At 39.2% G+C, this 23,798-nt stretch carries 30 protein-coding genes and 3 pseudogenes; 14 read left to right on the forward strand and 19 right to left on the reverse strand.

What is annotated here, in order from left to right; translation table 11 throughout:
• Window positions 1–244: 244 nt before the first annotated feature.
• A complete protein-coding gene (locus JCM19055_RS22425) occupies window positions 245–2,308 on the forward strand; it encodes an SH3 domain-containing protein (protein ID WP_052365815.1) in 2,064 nt (687 codons plus the stop codon).
• A 460-nt stretch (window positions 2,309–2,768) separates the two neighbouring features.
• Here the strand turns inward: JCM19055_RS22425 and JCM19055_RS02595 are convergent, their stop codons facing one another.
• Window positions 2,769–3,107 carry a PadR family transcriptional regulator gene (locus JCM19055_RS02595; RefSeq protein WP_042358391.1) on the reverse strand — a complete coding sequence of 113 codons (339 nt, stop codon included), beginning with the start codon at window positions 3,105–3,107 and terminating at the stop codon, window positions 2,769–2,771.
• A gap of 157 nt (window positions 3,108–3,264) precedes the next feature.
• Here JCM19055_RS02595 and JCM19055_RS02600 point away from each other — a divergent pair, with 157 nt between their 5' ends.
• Complete coding sequence (locus tag JCM19055_RS02600; RefSeq protein WP_042358392.1) at window positions 3,265–3,465, forward strand: hypothetical protein; 201 nt, start codon at window positions 3,265–3,267, stop codon at window positions 3,463–3,465.
• A gap of 135 nt (window positions 3,466–3,600) precedes the next feature.
• Here the strand turns inward: JCM19055_RS02600 and JCM19055_RS02605 are convergent, their stop codons facing one another.
• Entirely contained in the window at window positions 3,601–4,419 is an 819-nt protein-coding gene (locus JCM19055_RS02605) for an enoyl-CoA hydratase/isomerase family protein (RefSeq protein WP_042358394.1), read from the reverse strand.
• A gap of 438 nt (window positions 4,420–4,857) precedes the next feature.
• On the opposite strand from JCM19055_RS02605, the gene JCM19055_RS31085 reads away from it, so the two are divergent.
• The 3 genes from JCM19055_RS31085 to JCM19055_RS31090 all read left to right on the forward strand — a co-directional run bounded on the left by JCM19055_RS31085 (window position 4,858) and on the right by JCM19055_RS31090 (window position 5,927).
• A complete protein-coding gene (locus JCM19055_RS31085) occupies window positions 4,858–5,046 on the forward strand; it encodes an ABC transporter permease (protein ID WP_152549729.1) in 189 nt (62 codons plus the stop codon).
• A gap of 127 nt (window positions 5,047–5,173) precedes the next feature.
• Window positions 5,174–5,377: a hypothetical protein gene (locus JCM19055_RS28135; protein ID WP_042358395.1), complete on the forward strand. Its 204-nt coding sequence runs from the start codon at window positions 5,174–5,176 to the stop codon at window positions 5,375–5,377.
• Window positions 5,355–5,927, forward strand: a complete 573-nt coding sequence (locus JCM19055_RS31090; RefSeq protein WP_081833387.1) for an ABC transporter permease — start codon at window positions 5,355–5,357, stop codon at window positions 5,925–5,927. Before JCM19055_RS28135 ends, JCM19055_RS31090 begins: the two co-directional genes overlap by 23 nt.
• Before the next feature lie 326 nt (window positions 5,928–6,253).
• On the opposite strand, the gene JCM19055_RS31095 is transcribed toward JCM19055_RS31090, so the two are convergent.
• The 14 genes and pseudogenes from JCM19055_RS31095 to JCM19055_RS02670 form a co-directional block, all read right to left on the reverse strand.
• Complete coding sequence (locus JCM19055_RS31095; RefSeq protein ID WP_152549730.1) at window positions 6,254–6,544, reverse strand: FAD-dependent monooxygenase; 291 nt, start codon at window positions 6,542–6,544, stop codon at window positions 6,254–6,256.
• Window positions 6,544–7,275: an NAD(P)/FAD-dependent oxidoreductase gene (locus JCM19055_RS02620; protein ID WP_042358397.1), complete on the reverse strand. Its 732-nt coding sequence runs from the start codon at window positions 7,273–7,275 to the stop codon at window positions 6,544–6,546. Before JCM19055_RS02620 ends, JCM19055_RS31095 begins: the two co-directional genes overlap by 1 nt.
• A gap of 103 nt (window positions 7,276–7,378) precedes the next feature.
• Complete coding sequence (locus JCM19055_RS02625) at window positions 7,379–7,777, reverse strand: TetR family transcriptional regulator C-terminal domain-containing protein (RefSeq protein WP_370542971.1); 399 nt, start codon at window positions 7,775–7,777, stop codon at window positions 7,379–7,381.
• On the reverse strand, window positions 7,713–7,946 hold the full coding sequence (locus tag JCM19055_RS31100; protein WP_081833388.1) for a helix-turn-helix domain-containing protein: 234 nt from the start codon (window positions 7,944–7,946) through the stop codon (window positions 7,713–7,715). The genes JCM19055_RS02625 and JCM19055_RS31100 overlap by 65 nt, the downstream gene beginning before the upstream one ends.
• A gap of 114 nt (window positions 7,947–8,060) precedes the next feature.
• Window positions 8,061–8,531, reverse strand: a complete 471-nt coding sequence (locus tag JCM19055_RS02630; protein WP_042358400.1) for a hypothetical protein — start codon at window positions 8,529–8,531, stop codon at window positions 8,061–8,063.
• 496 nt (window positions 8,532–9,027) lie between these two features.
• Entirely contained in the window at window positions 9,028–10,245 is a 1,218-nt protein-coding gene (locus tag JCM19055_RS02635) for an MFS transporter (RefSeq protein WP_042358401.1), read from the reverse strand.
• 278 nt (window positions 10,246–10,523) lie between these two features.
• Window positions 10,524–10,973 (reverse strand): hypothetical protein, encoded by a 450-nt coding sequence (locus JCM19055_RS02640; RefSeq protein WP_042358403.1) that lies wholly within the window; start codon window positions 10,971–10,973, stop codon window positions 10,524–10,526.
• A gap of 141 nt (window positions 10,974–11,114) precedes the next feature.
• Window positions 11,115–11,330 carry a VOC family protein gene (locus JCM19055_RS02645; RefSeq protein ID WP_042358404.1) on the reverse strand — a complete coding sequence of 72 codons (216 nt, stop codon included), beginning with the start codon at window positions 11,328–11,330 and terminating at the stop codon, window positions 11,115–11,117.
• 52 nt (window positions 11,331–11,382) lie between these two features.
• Window positions 11,383–11,556 carry a VOC family protein gene (locus JCM19055_RS26930; protein ID WP_193745270.1) on the reverse strand — a complete coding sequence of 58 codons (174 nt, stop codon included), beginning with the start codon at window positions 11,554–11,556 and terminating at the stop codon, window positions 11,383–11,385.
• A gap of 45 nt (window positions 11,557–11,601) precedes the next feature.
• Entirely contained in the window at window positions 11,602–12,069 is a 468-nt protein-coding gene (locus tag JCM19055_RS02650) for a DinB family protein (RefSeq protein ID WP_042358405.1), read from the reverse strand.
• Window positions 12,070–12,162: 93 nt separating this feature from the next.
• Window positions 12,163–12,874, reverse strand: a pseudogene (locus JCM19055_RS02655) (dihydropteridine reductase).
• Window positions 12,875–12,988: 114 nt separating this feature from the next.
• Complete coding sequence (gene arsC / locus JCM19055_RS02660) at window positions 12,989–13,408, reverse strand: arsenate reductase (thioredoxin) (RefSeq protein WP_042358406.1); 420 nt, start codon at window positions 13,406–13,408, stop codon at window positions 12,989–12,991.
• 12 nt (window positions 13,409–13,420) lie between these two features.
• Window positions 13,421–14,720, reverse strand: a pseudogene (locus tag JCM19055_RS02665) (arsenic transporter).
• Between the two features lie 16 nt (window positions 14,721–14,736).
• Window positions 14,737–15,084 carry a helix-turn-helix transcriptional regulator gene (locus JCM19055_RS02670; RefSeq protein ID WP_042358408.1) on the reverse strand — a complete coding sequence of 116 codons (348 nt, stop codon included), beginning with the start codon at window positions 15,082–15,084 and terminating at the stop codon, window positions 14,737–14,739.
• A 179-nt stretch (window positions 15,085–15,263) separates the two neighbouring features.
• On the opposite strand from JCM19055_RS02670, the gene JCM19055_RS02675 reads away from it, so the two are divergent.
• Window positions 15,264–15,617, forward strand: a complete 354-nt coding sequence (locus tag JCM19055_RS02675; RefSeq protein WP_042358410.1) for a DUF2200 domain-containing protein — start codon at window positions 15,264–15,266, stop codon at window positions 15,615–15,617.
• Between the two features lie 35 nt (window positions 15,618–15,652).
• Here JCM19055_RS02675 and solA read toward each other — a convergent pair whose 3' ends face one another.
• The 3 genes from solA to JCM19055_RS02685 form a co-directional block, all read right to left on the reverse strand.
• The gene (gene solA, locus JCM19055_RS02680; RefSeq protein ID WP_370542957.1) at window positions 15,653–16,537 is read right to left on the reverse strand and encodes an N-methyl-L-tryptophan oxidase; all 885 of its coding nucleotides are present in this window, start codon (window positions 16,535–16,537) and stop codon (window positions 15,653–15,655) included.
• Entirely contained in the window at window positions 16,531–16,803 is a 273-nt protein-coding gene (locus JCM19055_RS31105; RefSeq protein ID WP_370542958.1) for an FAD-dependent oxidoreductase, read from the reverse strand. Before JCM19055_RS31105 ends, solA begins: the two co-directional genes overlap by 7 nt.
• Before the next feature lie 87 nt (window positions 16,804–16,890).
• Complete coding sequence (locus tag JCM19055_RS02685) at window positions 16,891–17,355, reverse strand: DinB family protein (RefSeq protein ID WP_042358412.1); 465 nt, start codon at window positions 17,353–17,355, stop codon at window positions 16,891–16,893.
• A gap of 202 nt (window positions 17,356–17,557) precedes the next feature.
• Here JCM19055_RS02685 and JCM19055_RS02690 point away from each other — a divergent pair, with 202 nt between their 5' ends.
• The 8 genes and pseudogenes from JCM19055_RS02690 to JCM19055_RS22430 all read left to right on the forward strand — a co-directional run bounded on the left by JCM19055_RS02690 (window position 17,558) and on the right by JCM19055_RS22430 (window position 23,797).
• Window positions 17,558–17,944 (forward strand): GNAT family N-acetyltransferase, encoded by a 387-nt coding sequence (locus tag JCM19055_RS02690; protein WP_052365816.1) that lies wholly within the window; start codon window positions 17,558–17,560, stop codon window positions 17,942–17,944.
• A 16-nt stretch (window positions 17,945–17,960) separates the two neighbouring features.
• Window positions 17,961–18,803 (forward strand): hypothetical protein, encoded by an 843-nt coding sequence (locus JCM19055_RS02695; RefSeq protein WP_052365817.1) that lies wholly within the window; start codon window positions 17,961–17,963, stop codon window positions 18,801–18,803.
• A gap of 273 nt (window positions 18,804–19,076) precedes the next feature.
• Window positions 19,077–20,130: pseudogene (locus JCM19055_RS02700) on the forward strand (fatty acid desaturase).
• A gap of 241 nt (window positions 20,131–20,371) precedes the next feature.
• Entirely contained in the window at window positions 20,372–21,334 is a 963-nt protein-coding gene (locus JCM19055_RS02705) for a sensor histidine kinase (protein WP_370542959.1), read from the forward strand.
• A complete protein-coding gene (locus tag JCM19055_RS02710) occupies window positions 21,331–21,930 on the forward strand; it encodes a response regulator transcription factor (protein ID WP_042358413.1) in 600 nt (199 codons plus the stop codon). Before JCM19055_RS02705 ends, JCM19055_RS02710 begins: the two co-directional genes overlap by 4 nt.
• Window positions 21,931–21,948: 18 nt before the next feature.
• Window positions 21,949–22,590: a hypothetical protein gene (locus tag JCM19055_RS02715; RefSeq protein WP_370542960.1), complete on the forward strand. Its 642-nt coding sequence runs from the start codon at window positions 21,949–21,951 to the stop codon at window positions 22,588–22,590.
• Window positions 22,526–22,756 (forward strand): pentapeptide repeat-containing protein, encoded by a 231-nt coding sequence (locus tag JCM19055_RS31110; RefSeq protein WP_370542961.1) that lies wholly within the window; start codon window positions 22,526–22,528, stop codon window positions 22,754–22,756. Before JCM19055_RS02715 ends, JCM19055_RS31110 begins: the two co-directional genes overlap by 65 nt.
• A 273-nt stretch (window positions 22,757–23,029) precedes the next feature.
• Window positions 23,030–23,797 (forward strand): TetR/AcrR family transcriptional regulator, encoded by a 768-nt coding sequence (locus JCM19055_RS22430; RefSeq protein ID WP_052365818.1) that lies wholly within the window; start codon window positions 23,030–23,032, stop codon window positions 23,795–23,797.
• Window position 23,798 lies beyond the last annotated feature (1 nt).

The raw sequence follows: 23,798 nt of genomic DNA on the forward strand, positions 1-23,798 counted from the left end.
CTTCTACCCTTGAGTAGTGTGAATAAACAACGTTAATTCGACATGTAGAGTTATGGGCGATAACGACATCAGTAAGGAAAGTACCGTGAGTTAAGTATGACTGTACGTTTTACTATTAGAATAAAATAGTGTAGTGGCGTGTCATGAATGTCATTTTATGTATTTTTTGTAAAATTTTATAAAGTATGATAAGTTTACTGGAGTTTATTGGAATTAAAGTCTATTTTTCCTAAAGGGGTGTTGTATGCGAAATTATAATTCATTGCTTTGTAAAGTCGCCATAACATTGGTGTTCGTGTTGAGTTTGAGTACCGCGAATAGTACTCAAACAGAGGCATTAGAAGAGACTCATTTTGCTCATGAGACGTTGGAAATACGGGAAAGTGCCGATGAATCAGCAGCAATTATAGGTGAGGTTAAGTCAGATGAACCGTTTACGATGGAGCATGTGGAGGATAACGGTTGGATTGAAATAGAAAATGATGAGGGAACAAGTGGTTATGTACATAGTTCTATGATAGCGGAACGTTATTTAGAAAGTATAGAGCGTGAAGTCGTTGAAGCGATGAATGTCAGAAGCGAAGAGATGGTCGTATATTCACAGCCTTATGAAAGTGCTGAAGAAATCGGTAGTTTATCTCATGGAGAAGAAGTGAACATCTATGACCAGAAATGGTCGCCGTGGTTCGTAACGGATTTCAATGGTCAGTTGGCATTCGTCCATGAAGATGCCCTCATTCTTAAGAGAGAATCAGAGAATCAAGAAGAGGAGAATGAAGGTTCGGTTGATGATGAGCAAGTAGAAGAATCGCAACAGATCGAAGAGGAAGCTGAAGTTCCGGAAGATTCTCAACTTCAACCTCAAAGTGCAGACGGACTTGAACCACGTTCAATTGGCATTGTTACGCATCGTAATCTAGCCATTCGTGAATCTGCTAGTGGCTCAAGTCAGCGAGTTGGAAACGCAACTGAAGGTGATGCACTTGAGATTCTCGAAACGTTCGGGGAAGGACCTTGGGTAAGTATTCGTTACAACGGAGACATTGCCTACACGCACAGTAATTACTTCGTCGAACTTGAAGTAGCAGGTGAGGATGAACCTGTTATTGGCACAGGTACAGTCACTCATCGCGCACTCGCCATCCGTTCTAACCCGAGTGGTTCTGCTGCACGGGTCGGTACGTTAACCGAGGGCGCGCAAGTAGAAGTTCATGAATATGTGAATAATGGTCCATGGTTTTCATTCACATTCAATGGCGGGATTGCCTATACACACCGAGATTATGTCGACATTGAAGACATTACACCACCACCTGAACCTCCGGATGACGGGGAGTTAGGCGAGGTGATTGCGACAGGGATTGTTGATGCAAATGGAAGACTTTCGGTCCGCACAGAACCAAGTGGATCAAGTGAATCGTTAGGTCATTTGGTCAGTGGTGATATCGTTTTAATTTATGAATACATCAACGGTGGTCCGTGGGTGAAGATTGAATATGAAGGTCAAGTGGCCTATACACATGCTGATTATATGAATGTAACCGAGATGGGTGACGTCATTGATACTGCAACCGTTACGCACCATCGTCTCTCTGTGAGAAGTGGTCCGGGAGCGTCTTATGAAACCGTCCATCGATTAACGACGGGTGATCAAGTTGAAATCTTACAATTTGTTAACGGTGGTCCGTGGGTAGAAGTAAACTTCAACGGCGGGAGTGGATTCACACACTTAGATCATCTCCGATTGCACGCTGGCAATACCGGACCGTTGCAAGGAAGGTTAATCGTCGTTGATGCTGGTCATGGTGGGAGTGATCCAGGGGCTCAAGGGAATGGACTCGTGGAGAAAACATTAAATCTTCAAGTTTCCTTAGAGCTTGCTCAGCGGTTAGAAAGCAGCGGAGCTGAGGTGATCCTGACAAGAAGCACGGATACTTTTATTGACTTGTCTGAACGAGCGAACATTGCCAACCGAGCAGATGCAGACTTGTTTATTAGTGTACATGGTAATGCGGCAACAGATCCGCGGGCAAGAGGAGCGGAGACTTTTTATCATAGATCAGCGAACCCTGCCAGTGTACGACTTGCAAATGTGATGCAAGATCGTTTAGTGAGTGATACTGGGATGACGTATCGTCGTGTTGATCCTGCGGATTATGTAGTATTAAGAGAAACGGCTATGCCAGCGACATTAATTGAATTAGGGTTCTTGACGAACAGCGGTGACGCATCAATTATGAGACAACCGGGATATCCTGCACGTGCTGGAGAGGCGTTGCATCAAGGATTCTTAGATTACTATAGTTAATGAAGGTATAGGCAATAAATGTGGCAAAGATATCATTCAACTGTGTATTTAGAATCCAATATATGATATATTATAAAAATACTATATATTTCCTTTGTATAGTAAAACAAGTTTGAGCTACTCTTCTTTAGAGTAGCTTTTTTAGTGTTTTTATAGAGATATCTTTTATAAATAAATTATTCATATAAGTTATCTAAAGTGATAAAAATAATGAATGAATATTAATCAAAGTAAAAACTTGCAACGAGTCTAAGAGATCGGTTGCAAGGTTTTTTTGCTAGTAATAGTTTATGTAATGCCTTTTTATATTTAAGTAGCATAAGACTTTTTATCGTCTTCATCATTCATAAATATCAGGTAAAGAATAATCACACCAAAAGCAATTACAGTAGCGAGTAGTGACTGTATATCTGTTGTTAAAGGTGTATAAGCCAACAATCCTTACTCAATACATGAGCGTTCATTTTCCCTCTTCCTCCACCTCTCTAGTTATGACAGCATTTACGTTACGGCTGATTTCATTCCAATTTCTTAAGAATACTGCTAATTCATCCTCACCTTTTTGAGTTAAGTTGTAATATTTCCGTTTCGGTCCAGCGGTTGATTTCTTACGTGTAGAAGTTACAAGCTCTTCTCTTTGTAATCGCAAAAGCACAGGATAGATTGTCCCTTCACTAATTGAAGAAAAGCCATAATGGCTTAAGCGAGTAGCCATTTCATATCCATAACATTCCTCTTCGTTGATAATTGCAAGAAGACACCCATCAATAATCCCTTTTAACATTTGTGTTTGAGACATAGATAAACACCTTTCATATACCTTGTTAAACAAGGTATATGTTTATAATAATTGAATATATCTTGTAATACAAGGTAAATGATTAAATAAAAATCAGATTCTTTGAAACGTTTAGTGAGTAACAAGCGTAACTGTATATACAATGGAGGTGATGAATTTGAAAAAGAAGACACATAGCGCATTGTTTTTGATGTTGCTAGCTTTTATCGTAACGTATGTCGTTGCTTCAGCGAGTGCGCGTTTTGGAATTGATCCAACGACAGGGGTTGCTAGCCTACTTATTATTTGTACTGGTTATTATTTAACTACAGTTTTGAATAAGGTTTTTGGAAACACCGTGAAATTGATCAATGATTAGATAATTCCAGAGCCAATCAATGGGTCCTTTTTGTAACTTTAAAAGTCAATACGAATGCCGTTTACATGTATAAGGATCACTTGCCAGAAGAGATTTGAAAATACCCGATTAAGTCGGGTATTTTCGGCAGTTTATTCAATAATGATAACGATTACAAAAGATGTAATTACTCACCTTGGAAACCGGTTTTCTCTTCTCCAAAAAAGCTTGAACACCTTCTTGGACGTCATTAGTTTGGAAACATTTTTGAATGAGTAAATATTCTTGTTTGAGCAAGGTAGTAAGGTCAATGTCGTTGCTTGCTGTTAAGAGACGTTTCGAATAGGTCATCGCAACGGGAGGTCCTGCTGCTATTTCTTTTGCTAAGTTAAGTGCGTGGTTATATAGTTCGTCATCCGGTAACACATCGTTTACGAGTCCCAGTTCTTTTGCTTCTTGCGCCGCAATGTCACGTCCCGTAAAGATGAGTTCTGCTGCTTTCGGATAACCAATTAAGCGAGGTAAGAAGTAAGACATTCCTGCATCTGGACTTAACCCTCGACGAATATAACCCGTCGTTACTTTGGCACTTTCACTAATAAAGCGAATGTCACAGGCTAGTGAAAGGGCAAACCCTGCGCCAGCTGCTACACCATTAATGGCAGCAATCACCGGTTTATCACACTGAACAATTCCCAATGCTTGATGCCCGACCCATCCAAGATCATCTAACGTTTCATGACGTGTTTTCTCGGATGCTTTTCGGTTTCCGAGATCTTCAAGGTCAAGTCCTGCACAGAACCCACGACCATTCCCCGTGACGATGACTGCTCGTACTTCATCATCGAGTGAAGCTTCCTTGAAAGCTTGTACAATCTCTAAACTTAATTGGCTGTTTACCGCGTTTAGGCGTTCCGGACGATTCAATTTGAGTGTGCGTACGCCATCCTTTGTTTCAACGAGAATGTGTTCCATATTCGTTCCTCCTTAGTTAATTGAAATAGTTCATTGTAAATGTGCGTGAATTGCGAAGAGAAAGGTGATCCATATTGGTTAACGTATCACAATTGTTCATTTAGTTGAAGTGGTAATATTCAGATTATATAAAGCGGAGTTAAAGTAACTGAATGATTTATGCGTTGGGATTGGTACATCCTTTAAAGTGAGGAGAATGCGACATCAAAGTAGATAAAGTGTTTATAGTATCTTTATGGAAATAAAGGAAAAAGGTCATTTACGTAAAACTTAATAAAGATTGAGAGATTTGATAAAGGTATAGGTGCACTAATGGATATAAAAACAATATGGGGTTTAAGGGTACAGGAATTTTATCAAAAAAATGTTTAGGTATTATTCAATTATTGGGGCAAATGTTTTTTTATTTTTTCCTGATCATGAGTAGTATTTTCATTTATTTTTTTTCATTTATTTCTAGAGTGGGTTCCTCCTCAACTACCTGTTGAAGTAATCGGATCCCTCCTTGTAACTTACCTATTAATGCGTACAAAAGTCCGTACTTTTGTTAAAAGGGCAGACATCCCCTTTTTGTTGCCATTAGAATGGCGTTTGAAAAACTATTTTTTTAAAATCCATTCTGTATAGTTTTGTGATTAATGTTGTTATCTTGGTGAGTTTCTTAACTGTATTTTTAACTCTATTTTTGCAAGTAACGACGATAAATCTTCTCTTTCTTAGTTTTATAGTGGGGGTTGCTGCTTGTAACATTTTCATGAAGTGGATTGAGCAATGGTTAGATAACCGTGTACAACTTGTGTTACATCGGTTAAACAGGTTCCTATTGCTGTATGTAATGTGCTACTTTTTACTTGGAAATGATTGGATGTATGTACTTGCGTTAATGAGTGTCAAAATCGTCTATTTAATTTACTTTACAAGTAAAAAAAAGAAAGTTGAATTGGCAGTGGCTAATTGATGAAGAAGAACGTGCTTTAGTAAGAAATTATAAATTTATTAACTTTTTCATAGATGTTCCTAATCTTAAACGTTCTTTTCGACGTAGACGATTGCTTACAATGATTCTGAAAAGATGCATCCCAAGTAGACGGAGCCATACATTCGTCTATTTATACTCACAGTTGTTTGTACGACATAATGATTATTTTTACCTTTATTTAAGACTGACTGCAATTGGCATCGTTGTTAATTATGCAATGCCAGCAAATGGAGGGGTTTTTAATCTTCTAGTTCTATTTATGACTGGATCTCAAGTAACCCCTTTGCAATATGAACTGAATCAAAGTGTCACATTGTATCCGATTTCAGAATTTCAGAGAAAAGATTCTTTCTTAACGTTTGTCTTGATCATGCTCTATACTCAATTAGCTATTCTATTTTTCGCTACATCGCTTACGTCTACTGCGAACTTATTCAATCTTTTCATTGGAGGTCTATTTGTACATGTATTCGTTTATTTCTTTGTAGCAAAGAGAGTCAATGTCTTAGGAAGTGCCATTAAAAGGTAGTGTGGAATTCAATTCACAGATAAGAATGGAAAGATTATTCTTTTAAAGGTAACGAAATTTAGTTTGGATAGTGATGAATGATCCAGGTAATTGGATGATTACGACAATATTTCAGTCTGATTTATCCGACTGCACCGAAGCAGACAAAAAGACAAAGGAAGCTATAAATACAGCTTCCTTTGAACTTGAACATCTGATAAGTTGTTTAAGCTATTCTTAATCATTCCATTTTAATTTATAGTTTTGATCAAATGTTGATCCACTAAATAAACCAATATCAAAGCCACCACTCAAGTCAAAACCCTTACTTAAGTCAAATGTTTCAACTAATTGTTGGATTGCTTGAATACGATCTTTTCTATCGTGTTCGAAAAAGTAAAAGGCATCAAGAAATCATATGATTTTAGCATCTTTGCAACATACAAGGCATCCTCCATTGCGATCGTACTACCGTATCCAGTATTCGGGTTTATACCATGCGCAGCATCCCCTATCAAGACCGCCCTCCATTTAGAGAAGCTCGGTAAATTGGTTACTGTATGAAGTTGTTTAGGAATAATTTTCTTAGTTTTAAGGATAATTTCTTTTAACGGTCCTGTTATTTGGAAATTTTTAATTAGATCTTTTTTTTAATAATATCTTCGTTCTTAAGTTCATGATCTTGTTTTGGTAACTTTCTTTCATTATAACTAGAAACTTGCCAAGAAAGGTTTAGATTACTTGTTGGATGGCTTTTTGCTAAAAATAAAGCGAAGTTTTGATCAACATAAATCATCTCGTCACCAGTCTCAAGATCAGTAGCAATTTCACTTTTCATATCATCTAAAGAAGCTAATCCGTATAATGCCCAGGATTTAGCGTAACTAACTTGCGAATCAGAGTAAATTTGCTTTCTTACCGTTGAATTTAAGCCGTCAGCACCAACGATGATAGAGCCTTCCGCATTACTTCCATCTTCAAAATAAGCGGTTACCGAATTCTCTGATTGATCGAGCTTTATGAGTTTTTTATGCGAGTTAATCGTTATTCCTAATTGCTTTACTTCATCTAGTAATATTTCTATCAGATCAGAACGTTTCATGAAGATAGATCTATCACTAAATGCACTGCTTCTTTGCATTAAATTAAATTTAGCTAATTCATCATTGTTAGTTGTTAAAAGACGTAGGGAGTCAGCAGAGTGGCTATTTTTTTTGATTTTATCTAGTACACCCAACTCATTTAATATATTCACTCCACTTTTATTTATCCTAAAACTTGATTCTTCGACCCTTGTATAAGGGAACGTTTCGAAAACCTCACTTTTAATTCCTGCTTTTTTTAAGGAAAATAGCAGTCGAAAGCCCACTTACTCCTGCACCAATAATTAATACTTTATTTATTGACATTGCAACCTCCCGTTTGAACGTTCGTTCAATATTAGTTTTATTTAAAAGACCAAGCTTGGTCTTTTATGTTTTCATTGTTGTTATCATTCGATTCATGAAGTTATTCACAACACTTTTTATATCTGTATCATCGGGTAAATAGTGATTCATTAGTGACATACTCGTTAAGCTACTGTAAAGCATGATACTAACTTCCGAAACATCTAATTCATCGTCAAATTCGCCAGTATTGATACCATCTTCAATTATAGTATTAAATACATTGATTTCAGGGATAATGATTTCCTCATTTAGCTCTTTCAAAGTAAATCTTTGTTCAGCTGATCTCTTGGAACTTTCTTCAATAAATTGAGGAATACTAAAAGATAATGAGCTTTGATCTTCTTCTGTTAGGTAATCAGCTATCATTATCAATTTTTCCGTTGCTGATGCTTGAGATCGGTGAATTTTTTTCCCATGAATCTAAATGTTGTAACGTATCATATTTTAAGCATGAGACAAATAATTCTTCTTTGTTTTTGAAATGGTAATACATTAACCCTTTGCTTATTCCTGTTTCTAATCTCAAATCCTCAATTGATGTAGATCCGTATCCTTTTCTTTTAAATAGATCGATAGCATAATCAAGAATTTTTTTTGTTTTGTATTATTTTTAATCAAATCAGTGCTCCTTACATTAAATTTTGTTGAGGTTTTTCAGCAACAGAATTGTTTACTCTATATACCTTCGGAAGCTTTCCTTCTTCTAGAAAAACGCCATTGTTAAAATCTGTTTGTTTATATTTAAAAAAAACAAACCTTTTATTCCACTTTTTGTATCTGATTCATCAACTAGCAAACCATCGTCATCTAAAACCATCCTAATGCCTTGTTCAAAATCCTGACTGTCCGGCTCTTCAGATAGATGTTCAGTTAAAATCAATGTAATGTTATAAAAATATTTATACAGTTGTATAGGAAGACTTTCTTCAAACAGCTCTTCATAAAAACTTTCTTTAAATCTAGGAGTACTGACTACGGTTATATTATTTTTATCTAAAAACAAGGCTATTTCTTTTCTTAAATGACTGAAATCTTTAAAACTAAGAAAATCTAAAGAGGTACTCATTGTTTCAAGTTCCGCAATTTGTTTTACCTCGTGATATAAATAGCTTGAAGCAATATCATCCGTATAGTCAGAAGGAAATGCGATTAAAATATAGATTCGATTGCTCATCGATCTTAGCTTTTCAATGCTTTCTAAGACCCCTTTTTTTATGGTAATGATCGGACGTAAGGATTACCGCCGAATTTTGTTTCACGATCTCTTTCCCTCCTAATGATTCGTTAATCAAGCATATTGATAGTATCACAGTTTGAACGATCGTTCAAACTTTAAGTCTGTGCTTAATTATCGCATTGGATCGGTTCGATCAAAGAGCGCTTTTAGTGGATTTCGATCCGCAAGGAAAACAATTTGAAATACGAAGACATATTGAGTTAATACACTTAAGGATTTTTTTCATGGGGATAATGAGGGGAGCTGTTTATGCGCCTTTTTTTTATAAAGGTGTATGCTCATTATTTAAAATCAGGAGAAGTAAATTATTTAAGGAGAGGTAATGTCTAAGGAAGTGATTATGAAGGATAGCGTCGTATTCAGCTTGAAAAGCCAAATAGCACAGAGCAGAAGGCTGCTGTGCTATCGAAGATTACGCGTAATGTACAAGAGGTTACCCTTTAGGATCTGCAATCACTAGTTTATTCTGACCTGCTACGAGACCAAACAATGCAATGCAAGTCGCAACACCCATAAGAATCATGAATGGGACTGTCCAGCCATTTGTCCATTGCGCAACAGTTCCTAGAAGAATCGGTCCAGTCGCGGCAATGAGATAACCGACCGATTGAGCCATTCCGGATAATTGAGCAGATTCGGTTACTGTGCGTGTACGCAAGACAAAGAACATCATCGCTAAACTAAACGTGGTGCCTGCGCCCATGCCAGTTAAAATGAGAAAAACAAGAATGAAATAGGAACTGGAGAGGGATGTTCCGAGTAAACCCGTAAACAACAGAACCCCAGATAATAAAGCTAGCATTCGCTGATTGTGCATTTTAGCCGCAATCATCGGAACGATAAACGTAGCTGGAATGAGACCTGCTTGATAAATGGCCATAAACCACCCAGCTTCGGTTGCATCAAATCCTTTTTCTAGCATCATATCAGGAAGCCACGTAAAGATGCTGTATGGGATAAACGATTGAAAGCCCATGTATAACGTAACAGCCCAAGCGATCTTTGATTTAAATAAGGCAGAAGAAGGTTGATTGTTGACTTTACCAGGCACCTTTTTATCTTCTGAGAGGATCGCAGGCAGTCGCATTAGAAGTACGATAATCGCTACTACAGACAAAATTCCCCAGAGTTGCAATGCGCTTTGCCAACTAAACATTGACGATGATGCAACGGGTACAGATATGCCTGATGCAAGTGCACCAAAGACATTCATGGAGACTGAATAGATCCCGGTCATAAGACCGATCCGATAAGGGAAACTCATCTTTATTAAACCAGGCATAAGTACATTACCGACGGCAATACCAATTCCGAGTAACACAGTCCCTGTCAATAAGAAAGAGACAGAGCCGGTTGAACGAATGAAAATCCCAAATGATAGAATCACCATCGCCAACATTAACGTAACTTCCATGCCATATTTTCTCGATAGTCTAGGTACAAATGGTGAAAAGAGACCAAATGCAATGAGTGGGAGCGTATTTAAAAGTCCAACCGTAGAGTTAGAAATTTGAAGATCTTCCCGAATAAAGGGAACGAGTGGACCAACCGAAGTCATCGGTGAACGTAACGTTGATGCAATAATTAAGATTGCTAGAATTAGTAAAAACGTATAATAGCGATTGGACTTTTCTTCAGGTGAAAGTTGCATTTGGACCCTCCTTATTAAGCACTTGATGCTGGAGAAGTGTATCACAAAAGCAAGGCATTATAAATATTAGTTTCTTTGAGGGAAACATCAACATAATAATAAAGAAATTCATTGCCTGTTACTTCAATTAAAACGAAACATTCATTGAAAGGATACTGGATAATAAGCCAAAAAAATAACACAGGTTAATGTGCATCCTGTGCTACTAGTATGTACAATATACTATTGTTCTAAGGCTTGTGTTCATGTTCTCAAAAAGGATTTGAGAATGGACGAACCTAGTACGTAGAAAGCCAAATGTATTGAACATGATCATCCATTGTCCAAAGCGTTAGCTTTATAGTGTGATCGCGATCAATATATACGATCGCATCACCTAAGCCCATCTCTTGATAGGTATAATAATCATCGCCATAAACGTCAACCAAGTCCTCAACTGAATCGCCAATGTGAATGCCAGATGAGGTTTGTAATTCTTCACTGATTGAGATTGATGTAATTTCATGATCGTCATTCGTATGAACATAATAATTCTCAGATTGATAGCCATAGCCATTAGGTTGAATGGAGCGCTCAAATTCGCCAATAGAACGCAAGGCTTCTTCATTAAGAGTAGTGTGCAATGAGAACGGTTCAATAGATTCTTCACTAAGATTGGTAGAAGAAGTAATGAGTTGTTGAATAGGGTAAAGTGCAATGGCAATAACGGCGATAATTATGAGAAGCAAAAGAATGGCTACGGCTACAAGCCCGCGTTTACGTGTAATGAAGTTTCTCCTCCTTGCATCCTAATTCTTTGATGTTATTGTCGATCTATCGGGAGTTTGGTTACATGTACAACTCGAATTAAAGCAGATAATTCGAGCTGTTTAAGAATACCTCTCGTGTTGTTCCACTAATGATTCGTCCCATTTATCTTGTGGTAGCTTCGTAATCAATTCGATTAAATTCCCATCTGGGTCTCGTAAATGTACAGTTGAGATACCCCATAACGGCATAGCTTCAATATCTGAAATGAATGTCCCGCCTCGTTCCTTAATCTCTCGCACTGTTTCTTCTAGATCCGAGACTTCAAAGATACACATGAATGGATCCTGAGATCTTACTTGTTCTGGTAGTTCTTTCGTTCCGACAGTCTCAGCAATTAATTCTTTTTTTGAACAAAGCTAACACGCTGCCTTCTCCTACATCAAAGCTTGCATAATTCCCACCTCGTTCGCCCCAAGTAAGTGAGAATCCCATAACCGTTTCATAAAAGTGCAAACAGTCATCGAAGTTCGAGACGAGCAATCGAATGTTATCAAGTTTCATAAGTATCCCTCCTGATTTGTTTTGAAAATTATAAATTATTCACCCTTAGTTATTTTGGAGTACACGTTTCACTTGAGCGAAGTGGTGAAGGTCATGTTCAGCAAGCCCATTAAAATAGTCATATAACTGCAACCTTGTTTGACCAATAAGGAGTTCTTCTTTCCAACGGCTATTGGAAATCTCATGAATGGCGTTAAGAAGATTGGATCGTACTGAAACAAATTGACGAATTGTTGCACTCTTTTCTTCATTTCTAGATTTGAATGCGGATGCGTTGTTTAAGGTCATTGCTTCAGGTCCTTTTGGAAGTTGTTCGTTCGTGAATAGATAGGGAATCCGCTTTTGCAAAACAAATTCATCCCAAGGAATCAAGTGACCAATCACTTCGGCTACGCTCCATTGACCAGCTCCTAGTTCCATCCGCCATGTGTCTTCACTTACTGCATGCAAAGATTGTACGAATTCGATCGTTTTCCTATGATGTTCTACAATTCTTATTTTACTTTCTTCCATAAGATCAACTCACTTTTCTTACTTGAAGCTTATCATAAAAAGAGGCACAAGTAGGTTGTTATACCTCGCTTGTGCCTCGCATCATTCAACTAGTTAAGCTTCAATCGTTAAAAACTCAGCAAGTTGTATTTGATGTTTGTCGAGTTTAATTTGTTCAGGGCTAATCCCATGATCGAGTAATACGTTAATGTTTTCTGTAAGAAACTCATCGCTGCCAACAACGTAGAAAAGACCATCTTTGTCTGCAGAAAGATTCTTCACTTCTTCATAATAATCATGACGGTTATCGACGAATTGCGACGTGAATTTTTTTATCAGGAGCCGGCTCAAATAGCGTCGTAAATAGGTAATCTTTCGATGAATCGATGTTCAAGGAATGGATGTGGTTAACGTTGTCTGCGCGATCGAAATAATCAAGTAAAAGTGGTCTGAACGTTGCTAGACCAACACCAGAGGATAAGAGGTACACGTTTTTGTCATCTCTTCTAAGTGGAATATTCGAATGCGTCTTAAAGATCGCAACTTCATGCCCAACGTCAAGGTTACGTAAAATTGATTTGAATTCCGAACATTCTTCCTTGATTCGCGTTGTAATACCGATCGAATTTTCGTGTGGCAAAGTGGAAATTGACATATGGCGGATGAGGCTACGATTTGGTTTTTCACCAGCATTAAATCCTTCGAATGCGAAGTGAGTGTGAGCTCCTTCTTCCCAAGTGAAATCCTCAGGGCAGTCGAGTAAGTATGTTTTAACTTCAGGTGTTTCTTCGACAATCTTATTTATTTTCGTCCAGTAAATTTGCATAATCAGATCCCCTTAAACCGTGATATGACTCTTTAGTAGTTAGTATACAACAAATGATAATGATTCTCAATATCGATTGTTTGAATATTGAACCTTAGGTAATAAAAAACGAGGCTAGTTTCGCCCCGTTTTGAACTCATGAATTCGTGTTTGAATTTCGTCACGAACACGCTGAAAAACTCCCCACTTTTCTTCATCTGTGCCTGTGGCTTTTGCTGGGTCGTCAAAGCCCCAATGCTCACGTCTGACGTGAGAAGGAGTGATTGGGCATTTATCTTTTGCGTCGCCGCAAAGGGTGACAACGAGATCAGCGTTTTGCAGAAGCTCCATATCAATTTGATTAGAGGTTTGGATTGAAATATCAATTTCGATTTCATTCATCGCTTTGATGGCGTTGGGATTTAGTCCGTGTGCTTCAATTCCGGCACTGTAAACGTCCCACTCATCTGAAAGAATCTGCTTCCCAAATCCTTCTGCCATCTGACTGCGACAAGAGTTACCAGTACAAAGGAAATATAGAGTTTTCTTTTTCATATCATAAGCTCCTTAACTAATGATCATAAGCCAGAGGTATAGTCCAAGTAATGTGATGAACAGCACCGGCAATGTAATGACGATTCCGGTTTTAAAGTACGTCCACCAAGAAATCTTTACCCCTTTTTGGGTTAACACATGTAACCAGAGAAGCGTCGCTAATGAACCAATCGGTGTAATTTTTGGACCTAAATCTGAACCGACTACATTGGCGTAAATGAGCGCTTCTTTCATAAGTCCCGTCATTGCCGTCGTATCAATAGCAATTGCGTTGATCATGACGGTTGGCAGGTTGTTCATAATTGAACTTAAGATCGCTGCGATAAATCCCATGCCTATTGTTGCAGCGAACACACCGTGTTCTGCAATCGTTTCTAGTCCAGAAGCCAATACATCGGTGAGCCCAACGTTTTGTAGCCCGAATACAACGACATACATCCCGATGGAGAAGAAGACAATGTTCCACGGCGCACCCTTTAGTACGGAGCGAGTCTGAATGACTGGGCTTCGACTTGCAATGCCTAAGAAGATCAAGGCAATAATCCCTGCAACGATTGAAACGGGAATGTGTAAAAATTCACTGACCAAGTAACCGACTAATAAAATTCCTAGAATCCACCACGACAATTGAAACATGTTCTGATCTTTAATCGCCGTTTTCGGAGCTTGCAGTTTGTCGTGGTCATAGCGTTTTGGAATCTTTTTTTCTGAAATAAAGGTACAAGACTAGAATGCTTGCAATTAATGAGAAAAAGTTTGGCACGATCATTCGTGTCGCATATTCAATAAAACCGATCCCAAAATAATCAGCAGACACGATATTCACGAGGTTACTGACGATGAGTGGCAAGGAAGTTGAATCGGCAATAAAGCCACTTGCGATAATGAATGGAAAGACCATCGCCTCGTTAAAGTTCAACGAGCGAACCATCGCAAGCACGATCGGCGTTAAAATCAACGCAGCTCCGTCGTTAGCAAAGAAAGCGGCCACAATCGAACCGAGAATACACACATACACAAACATAAGAACCGCATTTCCTTTAGCGGCCTTCGTCATATGTAGGGCAGACCACTCAAAGAAACCAATTTCGTCTAAGATTAAAGAAATAATAATAATAGCAATAAACGTTAACGTTGCATTCCAGACAATACTCGTCACTTCAATCACATCGCCAAAGGAGACGACGCCAAGAAGCAAGGCAATCACCGCACCTCCGCAGGCGGACCAACCGATGTTTAAATTCTTCGGTTGCCAAATAACGAGAACAAGTGTCGCAATAAAAATTAATGAAGCCAAAATCACAGAGGACACGTGTTAAACTTCCTTTCTAGCCGCAATCAACTGGGCGTTCTTTGTTGATGAGCTCGATGTAACGCTCATCTTGATCTGAAATTTGATTAATAATGGCATGAACAATGCCGATTGCATCAGAAGCGGTGTTCAATGAGTAGAAACGCCATTGCCCTCGTCTTGTTTCCTCAACAAGACCAAAGCTTTTTAGTTTTTTTAGATGTTGACTGATGGACGGCTGGCTCATTTCAAACATCTCGACAAACTGACAGACGCAATATTCTTTTTTAGATACGAGCTTTATAATTAACAATCGTGTCGGATCGCTCATGACTTTCGCATAGGTAGCAATTTCTTCCGAACTTAAACGATAAGATTGGTTCATTTTCTTCCTCCTTTAGACTACGATTATAATTGAAGATTTATATATAAGTAAATGATTATATAAATGAAAGTGAATATATTATTTTCAATAAATTAATTGTGATACAATCACGAGAAGAGAAGCTTCGTTAAACAAAGCTGATGGTATTTAATGATTCATAAAGGATTGGAGTGATCGTGATGACGAAACATAAAATTTATACGATGAGCTTTGCTAGTGTGTATCCTCATTATGTTAAGAAGGCTGAAAGAAAAGACAGAACGAAGAATGAAGTCGATGAAATTATTCGTTGGTTAACCGGATACAGTCAGCAGCAACTTGAAGCACAAATCGACAATCAAACCGATTTTGAAACGTTTTTCAATGAAGCTCCACAATTACATTCATCAAGAGCACTCATCAAAGGTGTCGTTTGTGGTGTACGCGTGGAAGAGATTGAAGAGCCGATGATGCAGGAAATCCGTTATCTCGATAAAATGATCGATGAATTAGCGAAGGGCAAAGCAATGGAGAAGATTCTACGTCAACCATAAAGAAAGGCCACACAGGATAAACTGTGTGGCCGAAGTTATTTTTGATACGTGTTGAGTGCACTGCGTGTTACCGAGAACGGTGCCAAATCAAAGTTACTTGCACCTGTTAAGGTAAGGTCAGCGAGAATTTCTCCAATGACCGGTGCGTACTTGAAACCGTGCCCTGAGAATCCACCTGCCAACACAATCGAATGGTGCACGGGGTGGTGGTCAATGATAAAGTCGTGATCTGGCGTACGCGTATACATACACGCTCTTCCATCATTGCACGGACCAGCAGCTTTAGGTAAAAAGCGATCAAGAAATTGGCGTGGGTCTTGTTCATCTTCAGGATACGTGCCAAATGTGCGATCCATCGTCGATGGGTCCACATCAGGACCGTGATCGTGACGACCTGACTTTACACCTTTTCCATCGATCATTGGAAAGCCGTAATATTCTCCGTCTGGTAAATCAGCAAAGAAAATGGGGAAAGAATCCTCGACGCGATATAGATCCTCTTCAGGTTCAAACCAGACATTTGTCTGTCGGGTCGGTTGCATACGAATCTGCAGATCAAGCTGTTGGAATAGTTCTGTATTCCAAGCGCCACCACTAACGATGACTGTCTTGGCAGAATAGCTACCCTGATCGGTCGTTACCGTACCGGATTCAGCATCAATTCCAGTCACTTTCGTATTCGTTAACAGCTCTGCTCCTTCAGAGAGTGCCATCTTTTTGAACGCTCGCAAACAGTTCGCACTATATAACATGCCAGCATTTTCTTCAAGACAACCTTCATAACCTTCAGGTGCTTCGATGCCAGGCCAACGATTGTGAATTTGCTCATGATCTAACAGTTGATATGGAATGTTGTGCTTCTTGGCGCTGTTGATCGTTTCGCGAATAAACGAAGCACCTTTAGGTCCAAAAGCTAGCACCCTGTGTTGCGAAATAGTTCATATCCAGACTTCTCTTCTAACTCTTCCCACAGTTCCTGTGCTCGAAGAGCGAGAGGGGAGTAAAATTCTCCTTCTCCCAAAGCGTGGCGAATAATTCTCGTCTCTCCGTGATGACTTCCCATTTCGTGGGGAGGGTCAAATTGGTCGATGAGTAACGTGCGGACATTCTTCTTTGAAAGGTAGTAGCCTGCAGCCATCCCCATCGTACCTGCCCCGACGACAATTACATCATAATCCGTGTTCATTGTGAGAACTCCTTTGCTTATTCCATCGTGTCCGTCAGTTTCCCTAATCTAAGAATATGAAAACGTATTGATGATGAACAATCCGAATTAATCAACGCCAAGTTCGTCGTCCCAAACTCCTTGTTGCTTTCGGATGTCAACAATTTGACCAATATGATAAGCGTTGTGAATGGTTAGATGGGTCAAGTCAGGAGATTTCTCATTGAGTGTTTCTTCGCTAGAAGAGCGAACAACATCCGTCCACTCTGTCATCAACGTATCAAACGCACGAGTCGTGTCTTCCCAAGAATCATGACTATGGTTATCAAAAGACTCATCATTTGAATCGATCGAATAAGGTGAACCTCCTTGATTTTTAAAACGATTCAAATAAGAACGATTGTAATAAAGTAAATGATTAACCGTTCCCCAAATTGTGTTGGCACTCTGATGATTCGTCCATAGCGCCTCTTCTTCGGTAACACCAGTTAATGCTTCATTCATCGACACAAACCAACCGCTCTTGTTGTGAATCGCCTGTAGCTGGGTAAGAAGTAATTCTCGTGTATCCATCACACTCACTCCTTTATTCTTCATTAATGGGTGAAGTATAAAGAAAGGAATTGAAAAAGTCCAATTATTGAATCAATTGTGTTGTGATTCAAAAGATTCAATGCTACGTTAGAAAACGTGTAGAAGGGAATGTTGACCATGAATATCAGACCATATAAGCAAGCAGATCAAGAAAAGATTAAAGCGCTAGCTGAACGTTTTTTTGGAATTTGAGTTGTTGCCTCATCGCGATTCTGAACAAATGTACGAGAAGCAGATGGAGCTTGCAGAATCATCGGTAAAAAATGCTTCGAATATTTATGTAGCAGAACAAGAACAACAATTCCTAGGATATATCGAATTGGCTGAACAACGAGATTTCTTTACAAATGAAAGCGTGGCATACATCTCAGCCATTGCGGTTACCCCAGAAGCTCAAGGTAGCGGGGTAGGAAAACAATTAATGAAAAAAGCAGAACAATGGTGCATTGAACGAGGCCTCTCTCAACTCGTTTTAGATGTGTTCAAGGCAAATGAAGGGGCTGTGCAATTTTACAAGCGTTTAGGGTTCGAAGAAGAGGTTGTGAAAATGGTGAAATCGTTGAAGTGAGAACGGAGGAATGGTCATGATTACCGTCCTTGAATCGTATCAATGCTCAAAAACAGGAAATCCATCTGACATGGAAGACGTAACGGTCGTGACAGAATCGTTTGCTGCAGTCATTGATGGGGCAACGAATGTCTCTGGTCGTAAGATCAATGACCAAACACCAGGGCAACACGCAGCAAGACTCGTTGCTGAAACGATTCAAACCCTAGCAGGGCATGAAGGAATTCGTGAGATTATTCAGCTGATTAATCGTCGTTTTATTGCGTTTTATAGACAGTACAACATGTTAGAAGTTGTTCAAGAACAGCCCTACCTACAGCTTTCAGCAACGATGGTACTGTATAGTCACCACCATAGAAAAGTATGGACAATTGGAGACGCACAATGCTTGCTTAACGGACGCCACGTTCAAAACCAAAAGATCGTAGATCAAATTACAGCTAACGCCCGTGCATTAGTTGTCGAGGCTGAACGAGCTATGGGTAAAACAGAAGCTCAAATTCAAGAAGATGATCAAAGCTTTGAATTGATCAAACCACTTATCCAATCTCAGTATCAATTTCAAAACGGTCATCCTAACAATCCTTATTCTTATAGTGTCATTAACGGCTTTCCTATACATCAAGAAAGCATTGTAGAACGAGCTCTGAAAGATGATCCGACTACTCTTATTCTCGCATCCGATGGCTATCCGAAGCTTGAAGAGACACTAGAAGCAACGGAAGCTGTTCTTGCTAAAAGCATAAAAGAAGATCCGTTGTGTATTCGTGCGAACAAAAGTGTTAAAGGTGTGACAAATGGAAGAATCTCGTACGATGATCGAAGTTATCTTAAGTTAAAAATTGAAAGGCTAGCATAACGAAAAGCGTCGAAGAGAGTGAATCTACATATCGTATTAGAGTGAAAAATTGTAAGAGTGATTGCGTATAGTTAGGGTATTCGTTTACGAGTTCCCGAACCCCTTGTGGGAGACCGTTCATTAGTAAATAAGAGGGCTTAGAACACCAGGATTGTTCTCGATTAACGTCTTACCTATGACACTTGTCATGGGTGGGTTGTGACACGTGTGTCTTACCTAACTTGAAACGGTTCGCTACACTGAACGTATTCAGTGAGGTTGGGTGGGGTAGACATGAGCAGGGAAAAACAAAAAGCACTAAAACAGAGTGTCGCACCATATGCGACGTCCAATACGAAAGTCGGCATCTTTCAATTAGTGAACACATTGTTGCCATTTCTTTTTGTCTGGTTCTTGGCTTATCAAAGTCTAAGCATTTCAATTTGGTTAAGTCTAGTTTTTTTTCAGTAATTGCTACAGGGTTTGTTGTACGGATTTTTATTATCTTTCACGACTGTACACATGCAAGCTTCTTTAAAAATCGAACGTGGAACAGAATTGTAGGAAATGTATGTGGGGTGCTTACACACTTTCCATTTGAAAAATGGAAACATAGCCACGCCATTCATCATGCGACGAGTGGGAACCTTGATAAGCGTGGTGTTGGTGATATCTGGGTTATGACTATTGATGAGTATAAGGAAGCGACTAAGTTTGAGCGATTGAAATACCGGTTGTACCGAAACCCTTTAATCTTATTCGGGTTAGGACCACTCTATTTATTTCTCGTCGATAATCGGATTAACAAGAAGGGCGCTAAGCGTAAAGAGAAGTACAATACGTATCTAACAAATGTGTGCATTGTTTCGTATATGGTGTCATGATTTCATTGATCGGTTGGCAAGCGTTCTTACTCGTCCAACTACCCATTATGTATTTATCAGGTGTTGCAGGCATTTGGTTGTTTTATGTTCAACACCAATTCGAAGATTCCTACTATGAGAATGATGATGAATGGGATTTTGTAAAAGCGGCTGTTGATGGTAGCTCTTACTATAAACTCCCGAAAGTCATTCAATGGATGACGGGGAACATTGGTTACCACCATGTGCACCATTTAAGTCCGAAAGTTCCAAACTATCATTTAGAGAAAACACATGACAATACACCGCCTTTGCAAACGGCAACGACGATTACGCTCAAAAAGAGTCTTGAATCGATTCGATTTCGGTTATATGATGAAAAGAATCAGACGTTTGTGACTTTTAAAGAGATGAAACAATCACATCGTCCGCAAGTGGCAGCTAGTTTAAAGAGTAAATCCAAGCAAGTTGAACAGAGATTTTAATGAAAGCTCTCCTGACTGAGAGCTTTTTTCTTCGTCATAACGAGTATCGAAGAAAAGGGGTTATTCACTTGTATCATTGGTTTCATATTTTCCCAAAGAATACAGGCTTAAGCTTATATGCGTGGATTGCTTTTTGTATCTTGCCTTTTTACTTTATTATTCGGTCGTCCACGTTATATGAGATTATTGTTGGGGTCACGGTACTTATATTGTTTTTTTTACGATTTACCGACTTTCCTTTGTGAAACAAGGATGGACGGTTTACGTCGCGCTTAGCTTTGAAATGGTCATTAGCATAGGCATGACGATTTACTTTGGGTTTGTATATTTTGCATTGTTTATAGCGTTCTTTATAGGCAATGTGAAAAGCAAAGCAGGGTTTATTAGTCTTTATGTGGTTCATCTCTCGACAACCGTTATTGCATTTATTACTGGTTTTCTCATTCATAGTGAAATCTTTATTGCTCAAATCCCTTTTAATGTGTTGGGAATACTCGGTGTGATTCTACTACCTTTTACCATCTATCACCGTAATCGAAGAGAAGAACTAGAAGGCCAGTTAAGGGATGCCAACGAACGAATTTCTCAACTGATGGTCATGGAAGAGCGACAACGAATTGCTCGTGATTTGCATGATACACTTGGGCAGAAGTTATCATTAATCGGGTTGAAAAGTGATCTTGCAAGTAAGTTATTGAGTACAAAACCAGACTTGGCAAAGCAGGAACTTGATGATATTAATCAGACGTCGAGAACAGCATTAAGTGAAGTGCGAGAGATCGTCTCAAATATGCGAACGGCAAGGTTAGAAGACGAAATGATTCGTGTGCAAGAGCTGTTAACATTTAGTCAGATTGAGTGTGAAATCTCTGGAGAGCAAACGCTTAAGCAGCTCCCTTTACTCGTTGAAGATGTGTTTTGTATGTGTTTACGTGAATCCGTGACAAATGTTGTGAAACACAGTCAATCCTCTACTTGTAAAATACAATTAAACAATTTGCCAGATGAGTGGCGAATGATTGTCCAAGATGATGGAATTGGTATCAAGCCCGAAACCCCATCAGATAAGAAGAGTGGTATGAAAGGGATGAAAGAACGGTTAGAATTTGTGAATGGCAAGCTCGATGTGAACTCGAAGCAAGGGACGCAGCTAGTCATTCGTATACCGAGGATTATCCATCAAACTGAAGGAGGGCTCAGATGATTCGGATTGTGTTGGCAGAAGATCAAGGAATGCTTTTAGGGGCTTTGGCATCGTTGCTAGAGTTGGAAGAAGATATGACCGTAATTGGCAAGGCAACGAATGGACATGAGGCGGTGGAATTGGTTCGAGAACATCAACCTGATATTTGCATTATGGATATTGAAATGCCACTTATGACGGGGATTGAAGCTGCCGAAGCTCTAAAAGACGAAACGTGCAAAATCATCGTGCTAACGACTTTTGCAAGAACCGGGTATTTTAACTATGCACGCGAAGCAGGCGTAAGCGGCTACTTGTTAAAGGATAGTCCAAGTGATGAGCTGGCGAGAGCGATCCGAACGATTATGAGTGGCCGTAAGGTGTACGCTCCAGAGTTAATGGATATGATGCATAGCAATATTAATCCTCTGACAGAACGAGAAGGGCAAGTGATCTCGTTAATTGCTGAAGGCAAAAGTACAAAAGAAGTGGCCGATCTTCTAGACATAAAAACAGGGACGGTTCGAAATTACGTATCCGTGATTTATGAGAAGTTAAACGTAAGCAATCGCATAGAGGCGATTTCGCTTTTTAAAGAAAAAGGTTGGTTCAAATAATAGAGGGAAGTGTTCGGTGTGCAAACAGAATTACAGTCGAATTGTTTTCAATGCTTTGGGTTATGTTGTGTTGCACTACCATATAGTCAATCTGCTGATTTCCCTTACGACAAGGCAAGTGGCGAGCCTTGTCGTAACCTTAATGATAACTTTCTCTGCTCGGTTCATGATCAATTAGCTGAACGAGGCTTCCGTGGATGTGTGTCCTACGAATGTTTTGGAGCGGGGCAAAAGGTTTCTCAACAGATCTATGATGGACAAGATTGGCGAAGAAACCCCCAAACAGCAGAAGGAATGTTTCGTGTTTTTCCAATCGTGCAGCAACTTCACGAAATGCTCGTTTACTTACACCAATGTCTGCAACTAGACGAGGTCTCGTCTTTTCGCACTGAGCTAGAGCATCAGTATAAACAGATTGAAGAGCTAACTGTGCAATCACCGACGGATATGTTAACGATTGATGTTGCTTATTATCGATTAAACGTTAGTAGTTGGTTAGAGAAAGCGAGTATTGCCTACCGTGCGAAGAAAAGACAAATGAATCGTTTGTTAAATAAAAAAAGGAATCGATTGCATCGAAGCCGATTTAAGCAACATGAACCTGTATGGCGAGAGCTTTCGAGGACGACTCATGATTGCTACGAACTTCACGAAGAGTGATTTACGGCGAGTCGATTTTCTCGGAGCAGACTTGCGTAATGCCCATTTTCATGGCGCAAATCTAAGTGAAGCGTTGTTTCTTACACAATCTCAGTTAAATGCTGCAAGAGGTGATCAAGCGACGGTTATCCCAGATCATCTTGCGCGGCCGACGCATTGGTATTAAGGATATTGTTAAGAAGCTTATGCGTTCTGGGTAGGTACATACTAATGAACAGCGGCCCGCTTGCTTATCGTGTGTCTTATTTTTAAAACGACAAATTACATCCACTTTGCATTTCTATTTAAGTCGATATTTCTTAAAGTCTAGTCATTGGTATTCCTAACATAATAGGAATGCTTTTTTTTATGTATAAAAAACTATACGGCCTGTTCAAGTATTGGTATGATAAAAGCATACTCATTAGTATGCTTTTATCATGTTATAGAAGGAGAAATCATGAAAAGTCACGATAAGGTGATGGATGCAGCCATCAAGCTTGTAAGTAATAATCCTGTAGATAAATTGACTTTTGCAATGGTTGCTAAGGAAGCGGAAGTTCATTGGACGACCGTTAAGCGTCACTTTGGAAGCAAAGAAATGATGCATGAAACATTGCGGCACAAAAGTAAGCATTTAGGAACAAGAGAGCAGTTGTTACATGCAGCAGAAGTTGTTTTTAAGCGGCTTGGTTACGACAAAGCAACTTTGGATGATATAAGTGCAGAAGCTAAAATGACGAAAGGCGCAATATACTGGCATTTTAATAATAAAGATCACGTCTTCATTGAGCTTATGGATCAAGTGCTAGATAGGTTATTACAAGAAATTCCTATGACCTTAGCTAAAGTATTCAACCAGACTAACCCCGAGGAAGCAATTCGTGTCATGTTGCGTGTTCAATTTCAATCGTGTATCGATAATCCACCGACATTAATCTATGAGTTTATTTCAAGGCGCAGGGAAGAGCATGTACGAGAAAGGCTAGATCACTCTTTTTCTAAACTCTTTTCAGGTACTGCACAAGTACTTCGTACTTTACAGCAAGAAGGAAAGCTATCTGAAGAAGTGGATATTGAGCATCTTTCTGTAACTGTACATGGCTTAATTAATGGTGTTGTTCTCATGTGGTTAGTAGCTCCTCATACGGTCTCGTTGCTTGCTCTTGCAGATACGGTAGCAGCAACATTAACACGAGTCATAACTTCTAAAAACAAGGGGGTATAGT

The sequence above is a fragment of the Geomicrobium sp. JCM 19055 genome (assembly GCF_000698185.1).
GTDB classification, from domain to species: Bacteria; Bacillota; Bacilli; order Bacillales; family Marinococcaceae; genus Geomicrobium_A; species Geomicrobium_A sediminis.

Coding starts and splice junctions, on each gene's coding strand:
- JCM19055_RS02675 (WP_042358410.1), top strand. CDS start 15,264: ATGACGAAACATAAAATTTATACGATGAGCTTTGCTAGTGTGTATCCT.
- JCM19055_RS02710 (WP_042358413.1), top strand. CDS start 21,331: ATGATTCGGATTGTGTTGGCAGAAGATCAAGGAATGCTTTTAGGGGCT.
- JCM19055_RS02635 (WP_042358401.1), bottom strand. CDS start 10,245: ATGCAACTTTCACCTGAAGAAAAGTCCAATCGCTATTATACGTTTTTA.
- JCM19055_RS02695 (WP_052365817.1), top strand. CDS start 17,961: ATGATTACCGTCCTTGAATCGTATCAATGCTCAAAAACAGGAAATCCA.
- JCM19055_RS22430 (WP_052365818.1), top strand. CDS start 23,030: ATGAAAAGTCACGATAAGGTGATGGATGCAGCCATCAAGCTTGTAAGT.
- JCM19055_RS28135 (WP_042358395.1), top strand. CDS start 5,174: ATGAAGTGGATTGAGCAATGGTTAGATAACCGTGTACAACTTGTGTTA.
- JCM19055_RS22425 (WP_052365815.1), top strand. CDS start 245: ATGCGAAATTATAATTCATTGCTTTGTAAAGTCGCCATAACATTGGTG.
- JCM19055_RS31105 (WP_370542958.1), bottom strand. CDS start 16,803: ATGAACACGGATTATGATGTAATTGTCGTCGGGGCAGGTACGATGGGG.
- JCM19055_RS02650 (WP_042358405.1), bottom strand. CDS start 12,069: ATGGAAGAAAGTAAAATAAGAATTGTAGAACATCATAGGAAAACGATC.
- JCM19055_RS31110 (WP_370542961.1), top strand. CDS start 22,526: ATGAACCTGTATGGCGAGAGCTTTCGAGGACGACTCATGATTGCTACG.
- JCM19055_RS02595 (WP_042358391.1), bottom strand. CDS start 3,107: ATGTCTCAAACACAAATGTTAAAAGGGATTATTGATGGGTGTCTTCTT.
- JCM19055_RS02670 (WP_042358408.1), bottom strand. CDS start 15,084: ATGAACCAATCTTATCGTTTAAGTTCGGAAGAAATTGCTACCTATGCG.
- JCM19055_RS02645 (WP_042358404.1), bottom strand. CDS start 11,330: ATGTGTATCTTTGAAGTCTCGGATCTAGAAGAAACAGTGCGAGAGATT.
- arsC (WP_042358406.1), bottom strand. CDS start 13,408: ATGAAAAAGAAAACTCTATATTTCCTTTGTACTGGTAACTCTTGTCGC.
- JCM19055_RS02685 (WP_042358412.1), bottom strand. CDS start 17,355: ATGGATACACGAGAATTACTTCTTACCCAGCTACAGGCGATTCACAAC.
- JCM19055_RS26930 (WP_193745270.1), bottom strand. CDS start 11,556: ATGAAACTTGATAACATTCGATTGCTCGTCTCGAACTTCGATGACTGT.
- JCM19055_RS02630 (WP_042358400.1), bottom strand. CDS start 8,531: ATGAGCAATCGAATCTATATTTTAATCGCATTTCCTTCTGACTATACG.
- JCM19055_RS02605 (WP_042358394.1), bottom strand. CDS start 4,419: ATGGAACACATTCTCGTTGAAACAAAGGATGGCGTACGCACACTCAAA.